Source organism: Streptomyces sp. NPDC059853 (genome assembly GCF_042731495.1).
Classification (GTDB): Bacteria; Actinomycetota; Actinomycetes; order Streptomycetales; family Streptomycetaceae; genus Streptomyces.
This window is the reverse complement of the sequence record NZ_JBHWJL010000309.1, coordinates 1-5906: the sequence shown is the minus strand read 5'-3', so window position 1 is coordinate 5906 and position 5906 is coordinate 1. Positions and strand designations below refer to the sequence as shown.

6 protein-coding genes are annotated in these 5906 nt (G+C 73.5%); 4 read left to right on the top strand and 2 right to left on the bottom strand.

Features of this window, described 5'->3' with window-relative positions; all coding sequences use genetic code 11:
• Nucleotides 1-929: malonyl-CoA decarboxylase domain-containing protein (locus tag ACFV5N_RS23530; protein WP_385603266.1), on the bottom strand; the 929-nt coding region annotated here is incomplete at its 3' end.
• Between the two features lie 135 nt (nt 930-1064).
• Here ACFV5N_RS23530 and ACFV5N_RS23525 point away from each other — a divergent pair.
• On the top strand, nt 1065-1730 hold the full coding sequence (locus ACFV5N_RS23525; RefSeq protein WP_385603263.1) for a GntR family transcriptional regulator: 666 nt from the start codon (nt 1065-1067) through the stop codon (nt 1728-1730).
• A gap of 22 nt (nt 1731-1752) precedes the next feature.
• Here ACFV5N_RS23525 and ACFV5N_RS23520 read toward each other — a convergent pair whose 3' ends face one another.
• Nucleotides 1753-2547, bottom strand: coding sequence for an IclR family transcriptional regulator (locus tag ACFV5N_RS23520; protein ID WP_385603260.1), 795 nt, complete (start codon nt 2545-2547; stop codon nt 1753-1755).
• A 206-nt stretch (nt 2548-2753) separates the two neighbouring features.
• Here ACFV5N_RS23520 and ispH point away from each other — a divergent pair, with 206 nt between their 5' ends.
• The 3 genes from ispH to ACFV5N_RS23505 form a co-directional block, all read left to right on the top strand.
• Complete coding sequence (ispH, locus tag ACFV5N_RS23515) at nt 2754-3755, top strand: 4-hydroxy-3-methylbut-2-enyl diphosphate reductase (RefSeq protein WP_385603257.1); 1002 nt, start codon at nt 2754-2756, stop codon at nt 3753-3755.
• A gap of 11 nt (nt 3756-3766) precedes the next feature.
• Nucleotides 3767-5581 carry a 1-deoxy-D-xylulose-5-phosphate synthase gene (locus ACFV5N_RS23510; protein ID WP_385603254.1) on the top strand — a complete coding sequence of 605 codons (1815 nt, stop codon included), beginning with the start codon at nt 3767-3769 and terminating at the stop codon, nt 5579-5581.
• Nucleotides 5578-5906: flavodoxin-dependent (E)-4-hydroxy-3-methylbut-2-enyl-diphosphate synthase (locus ACFV5N_RS23505; protein ID WP_385603251.1), on the top strand; the 329-nt coding region annotated here is incomplete at its 3' end. The genes ACFV5N_RS23510 and ACFV5N_RS23505, both read left to right, overlap by 4 nt.

Sequence of the window (5906 nt, the reverse complement as noted above, 5' to 3'; positions counted from 1 at the left end):
GTGTCCAGGAGGCGGCGCAGGTGGCGCAGGCCGGGTTCCCCGTCGGCCGCCCCGGCGAGCCAGCGGCGGAATCCCGGGATGGGTGACAGCGTGACGAAGTCGGTCAGATGGGGCAGTTGCCGGCCCACGTCCTCGATGACCTGCTTGATGAGGAAGCTGCCGAAGGAGATGCCGGCCAGTCCGTCGAGAGCGTTGTTGATCGAGTAGAGGGCCGCCGTGTCGGCCTCCTCGGGGCGCAGCGCGGGGCCGGGTTCCAGCAGCGGGGCGATGGTGCGCGGGAGGCCGCGGACCAGGGCGACCTCGACGAAGATCAGTGGTACGTCGCCGGTGGCCGGGTGGAAGAAGGCGTAGACACGGCGGTCCTCGGGCTGCAGCCGGCGCCGCAGTTCCTCGTCTCCGGTCATCGGGTGGACGCGCTCGCCGCGCAGGAGATGGCGGTGGAGCCGGGGCGAGGAGTCCCAGGTGACCTCGGCCATGCGCAGAAAGCCGCGGTTGAACCAGGAGGTGAGCAGATGGTGGAAGTCGTGGTCGAGGGGGCGCAGGCCGGGCCGGGCGGGAAGCAGCCGGCGCAGGTCGGCGCGCATGCCGACCAGGGCGAGGGTGCCGCCGGGTGCGTGGTTGAGCCGGCGCAGCAGGCGCTGGCGGGCGGGCTCGACCGCGTCGAAGAGGCCGACGAGCGCGTCGCCGTCCGGGTGTCCGGTGGCGTGGGCGTCTTCCCACCGGTGGTAGGCGGTGCGCAGCCGGTCGGCGTCGACGCCGTAGGCGGTGGTGAGGTGGGTGAAGAAGGCCAGCCGGCCGGGTTCGTCGAGTGCGGTGTAGGCGGTGAGGGCTTCGCCGGCCACGGTGCGGGCCGAGGCCTCTCCCCCGCCGCCCATCAGGGTCGCGCAGGCGCTGAGCAGCCGCTCCAGCGGGCCGAGCCGGTGGGCCATCCCCGCACCTCCTCGTGCCGGTTGTCTTGATATGCATCATGGGCTGTGATGTATATAACGCCGCACCGTAGATCACTCACGGCGGGCGCGCCAGCCCCTGGGCGGTACGGATAATCTGGGGATCCGGAGGTGGACATGGCTCGGATCCCGGAGTCCCGGCGGGTGCGGGACGCTCTGGAGAACGCGGTGATCGACGGGCGTTACCGTCCGGGGGAACGGCTGGATCCGGGCGAGCTGGCGCGCGAGTTCGGCTGTTCGCGCACCCCGATCCGGGAGGCGCTGCAGGATCTGGAGCGCTCAGGTCTGGTCCGGATCCGCCCCAAACAGGGCACCTATGTCACCGAGTTGAGCGTGCCGGAGCTGGCGGAGCGCTTCGAGGTCATGGCGGAACTGGAGGGCATGGCCGCCCGGCTGGCCGCGCGCCGTATCGAGCGGGAGGCGCTGCGGGACCTCGACGCCGCGCTGCGGGAGTGCGAGCGGCACGCGGGAGCGGACGACGCCGACGGCTACTACTACGCCAACGCCCGCTTCCACGGCATCGTCAACGACTCCTGCGGCAACGAGTATCTGCGCGCGCAGGCCCACGCGCTCAAGCGCGCGCTGCAGCCCTACCGGCGGCTCCAGCTGCGCGTTCCGGATCGGATGCGGCGCTCGCTGGCCGAGCACCGCACCATCGCCGAGGCGGTCGCGGCCGGAGAGGCGGAGCGCGCGGAGAACGCGGCCCGTGAGCATGTCCTGGTGCAGATCGAGGAGTTCAGTCAGCTGGTGCGCACCTGGCGGGAGGTCGCCAGGACCGGGTGAGAGCCGACCGCCCGGCCGGTGCTCAGGGGGCCCGGGCCAGGCTCTCCTCGATGGCGCCCACGGTGTCCAGCAGGACCCGGCCCGCGCTGCGCAGGTCGCGGTTGCGCACCGTGTCGCCGACCACCAGGGCGGCGACCGGGCCGTCCCGGCCGAGGCTGACCGGGGCGGCGAGTTCGACCAGGCCGGGGATGTGCTGGCTGGGGGCGTAGGACAGTCCGGTGCGCCGGATCCGTTCGAGGTCGCGGCGCAGGGCGTCCGCCCTGGCCGCCTCCCGGCGGGTGCGGCCCTCGCCGAGGTCGGCCGGGACGTTCGGGTTCTTGGCCAGCAGCAGCATGCCGGCCGCGGAGGCGTGGGCCGGGAAGGGCCGGCGCAGTGCGGTGGCGAGCGGGATGTGTTCCTGGCCGTAGAGGGTGCCGACGTGCTGGATCCGGGTGCCGGACAGCAGGCCGAGGCTGACGATCTTGCGGGTCAGCTGGAACAGCTCGATCAGGTAGGGGGTGACGCGGTGGCCGAGGCTGTGCAGCCGGGCCGGGCCGCTGGTGGAGGCGAGGTGGAAGAGGTAGGTGCCCAGTTGGTAGGACTTGGACTCCATGCGGATGACCAGGCCCAGTTCGGTGAGGATCCGCATCTGCCGGTGCAGGGTCGACTTCGGCTGGCCGACCCGGCGCGACAGTTCGGAGAGGGTCAGCGGGCGCGGGGCCTCGGCCAGTGCCTCCAGGACGGCGAGCGATTTGCGCAGCGGCCCGCCGCCGGGGGCGGGGTCCGCTCCGGCCCGTTCCGCCGGGCGGGCCGCCCGGAGATTCTGTCCGCCGACCACCGCGATGCTCCCGTCGCCGAAGCGCGTCCGATGGGCTCATGGCTACCGGAGTCCGGGCGGCGCGCTCAAGATCGCCGCGGGGTGCTGGCCCGTCGGGCCGCGCGATCGGTCCCTTTGTGACAGATTCGGGCGGCGGGCGGCGGGCCGTTCGGGAAAGTGGAATCGGCCGTTGAGCGGCGTGCGGCGGCGTTCCTACGCTGCCCGGCATGGCTGATGTGAACTCGGACGCGCACGTGCCGGACGGCACCGCCCGTCGCATTCTGCTGGCCGGTCCACGGTCCTTCTGCGCCGGGGTCGAGCGGGCCATCGAGATCGTCGAGCGGGCCCTGGAATCCCGCGGGTCCCCTGTCTATGTCCGCAAGCAGATCGTGCACAACGTCTCGGTCGTCGGTGATCTGGCGGCGCGCGGTGCGGTCTTCGTCGAGGAACTGGACGAGGTGCCGGACGGCGCGACGGTGGTGTTCTCCGCGCACGGGGTCTCCCCCGCCGTCCGCGAGGAGGCGGAGCGGCGCGGTCTGGACGTCATCGACGGCACCTGCCCGCTGGTCGCCAAGGTGCACGCCAAGGCGCGGCGTTACGCGGCGCGCGGCGACACCGTGGTGCTGGTGGGGCACGCCGGGCACGAGGAGGTGGAGGGCACGCTCGGGGAGGCGCCGGAGTCGATGGTGCTGGTCTCCACCCCCGAGGAGGTCCACGCGCTGCCGGCGGACGCGGCGCCCCAGGTCTCCTACCTCACCCAGACCACGCTCGGGGTGGACGACACCGCCGAGGTCCTCGGCGCGCTGCGGGAGCGGTTCCCGCTGCTGTACGAGCCGCCGTCCGAGGACATCTGCTACGCCACCACCAACCGGCAGAACGCCCTCAAGGCGATCATCCCGGAGGCCGATCTGGTGCTGGTCGTGGGCTCCGCCAACTCCTCCAACTCGGTACGGCTGGTGGAGCTCTCCCGCGCCCAGGGCACCCCGGCGGAGCTGATCGACACCGCGGCGGACATCCGCCCCGAGTGGCTGGCCTCGGCCCGCACCATGGGGCTGACCGGCGGTGCCTCGGCACCGCCCGCCCTGGTCGAGGAGGTGGTGACCGCGCTGTCCGGGTACGGGCCCGTCTCCGTCGAGGAGCGCGAGATCACCCGCGAAACCGTGCACTTCGAACTCCCCTCGGCCGTGCGCGGCGCAGCGCAGCAGCCGGCGGGGGGCCCATCCAGCTGAATGGGAGAGACGTGTCCCCAAGTGTGCTCAACCGTGTAAGCAGTCCCCGGCGGCTGAAGGAGCTGGCGCCCGGTCAGCTGCCCGTGCTGGCCCGGGAGATCAGGGAGTTCCTGGTCGAGCGGGTGTCCGCGGCCGGCGGGCATCTGGGGCCGAACCTGGGCGTGGTCGAGCTGACGATCGCGCTGCACCGGGTGTTCGACTCGCCTGCCGACCGAATCGTCTTCGACACCGGCCACCAGTCGTACGTGCACAAGCTGCTCACCGGCCGGCAGGACGATTTCGCCACGCTGCGCGCGGCGGGCGGACTGTCCGGCTATCCGGCGCGCCGGGAGTCGCCGCACGACCACGTGGAGAACTCGCACGCGTCCACCGCCCTGTCGTGGGCGGACGGTCTGCTGCGGGCGCAGCGGCTGCGCGGCGAGTCCGGCCGCCGGGTGGTGGCGGTGATCGGCGACGGCGCGCTCACCGGTGGCCTGGCCTGGGAGGCGCTGAACAACCTCGGCGGCGGCAGCGAGCCGGTGGTGGTCGTCCTCAACGACAACGGCCGGTCCTACGACCCCACGGTGGGCGGGCTGGCCGCGCATCTGGCGGCGCTGCGCGGCGGGCGGTGCGCGGGCCGGAACCTGTTCGAGCATCTGGGGTTCGGCTATCTGGGCCCGGTGGACGGGCACGACATCGCGGCGGTTGAGGCGGCGTGCCGCCGGGCGGTGGCGCTGGGCGGGCCGGTGGTGGTCCACTGCGTCACCGAGAAGGGCCGCGGGTATCCGCCGGCGGAGCGGGACGAGGCCGACCGGATGCACGGGATCGGTGTCATCGACCCGGCCACCGGCCGGCCGCGCCCGGCCGGTTCGTCCTCGGTGAGCTGGACGAAGGCGTTCGGTGCGGAGCTGGAGCGGGTGGCGGCCGAGCGTCCCGAGGTGGTGGCGCTGACCGCGGCGATGCTGCGGCCGGTGGGGCTGCACGGGTTCGCCCGGCGCTTCCCCGACCGGGTGTTCGACGTGGGGATCGCCGAGCAGCACGCGGCGACCACCGCCGCCGGGCTGGCCATGGGCGGTCTGCGTCCGGTGGTGTGTCTGTACGCGACGTTCCTGAACCGGGCGCTGGACCAGATCCTGATGGATGTGGCCCTGCACGGTCTGCCGGTGACCTTCGTGCTGGATCGCGCGGGGATCACCGGGCCGGACGGCGCCAGTCACCACGGCATGTGGGACATGGCGCTGCTGGGCGCGGTGCCGGGCATGCGGGTGGCGGCGCCGCGGGACGCGGAGCGGCTGGCCGAGCTGCTGCGGGAGGCGGTGGCCGTCACGGACGGGCCGACCGCGCTGCGGTTCCCCAAGGGCAGCCCGGGGCCGGCGATCGAGGCCCTGACCCGGATGGAGGGCCTGGACATCCTGCACCGCACCCGGTCGCTGCCGCTGGATGTGCTGCTGGTGAGCGCCGGGGCACTGGCGGGCCCGGTGGTGCGGGCGGCGGAGATCCTGTCCCGTTCCGGTGTCGGGGTGACGGTCGTCGATCCCCGCTGGCTGCTGCCGGTCAGCCCGGCGCTGGTCCATCTGGCCTCCCGGCACCGGCTGGTGCTGTCCGTCGAGGACGGGCTGCGGGCCGGCGGGGTGGGCGCCGCGCTCGCCCAGGCGTGTGCCGACGCCGGGGCCGGCACCCCGGTGCACGCGCTGGGGCTGCCGCGGGAGTTCCTTCCGCACGGGGAGCGGCGCCAGCTGCTCGCCGCGGCCGGCCTGAGTGCCGAGGCACTCGCCCGGACCGCCCTGTCCCTGCACGGTGCCCTCGCGGTGCCGGACGTTCCCTCTCTGGAAAGGACCCCGCGGTGACCCAGGTCGCGCTCGGTATGCCCGCCCCGCCGCCCGTCACGCTGGCCGCCCGCCGCCCCACCCGTCAGCTGCGGGTGGGCACGGTCGGGGTCGGCAGCGATCACCCGATCTCGGTGCAGTCGATGACCACGACGGTCACGGCCGATGTGAACGCCACGCTCCAGCAGATCGCCGAACTCACGGCGGCCGGCTGCGACATCGTCCGGGTGGCCTGCCCCAGCGCCGACGACGCGGCGGCGCTGCCGGAGATCGCCCGCAAGTCGAAGATCCCGGTGATCGCGGACATCCACTTCCAGCCCAAGTACGTGTTCGCGGCGATCGAGGC

Excerpts from the sequence above, each read along its gene's own strand:
- ispH (WP_385603257.1), top strand. The coding sequence starts at position 2,754 with ATGGCTGATGTGAACTCGGACGCGCACGTGCCGGACGGCACCGCCCGT.
- ACFV5N_RS23525 (WP_385603263.1), top strand. The coding sequence starts at position 1,065 with ATGGCTCGGATCCCGGAGTCCCGGCGGGTGCGGGACGCTCTGGAGAAC.